General features: G+C 58.8%; 1 protein-coding gene. It reads right to left on the bottom strand.

Translation table 11 applies throughout. From position 1 onward, the window contains the following. Positions 1-77 precede the first annotated feature (77 nt). On the bottom strand, positions 78-456 hold a 379-nt coding region (locus tag ACU8YE_RS25090; protein WP_446930266.1), incomplete at its 5' end, for a DUF1684 domain-containing protein.

The following is a 456-nucleotide window of genomic DNA, read 5'->3' as shown; positions in this document are numbered from 1 at the left end:
CAAAGGTACGGATTCGGACGGGCGCCTAAAACGCTTGGTTCGGGCGCTGGGCCAGCCGGTTGCTGCGTTGTGGAGGCCTAGTGATTGTGGCCTGTGTGGTCGATTTCGGGGAAAGCCATTTCGCCGGCCCTTATTTCCACGGCCAGCCGGTTTTCCGCGGGCGGCACGGGGCAGGCAAAGCCCGCGCCGTATGCGCAATACGGGTTATAGGCCTGGTTGAAGTCGAGGGTAAGTTCATCTTCGCCTTCGGCGGGCACGGCCACATCGAGGTAGCGGCCACCGCCGTAGGTAGTAAACCCGTTGGTTTTGTCGGTGAAGGGAATGAACAGCTTGCCGTCCTTCTCATCTACTTTCAATAACACCACCAGCTGTAGCGGCACATCATTTACTTCAAACGAAGCTTTTCCCCAGCGCAGGTAGGCGTCGGCCTTGCCATCAGTGAGCGGAATCCGGATG

Source organism: Ralstonia sp. VS2407, from assembly GCF_052950655.1.
Note: the sequence above shows the minus strand (reverse complement) of the source record. Positions and strands in the feature narration are given on the sequence as shown.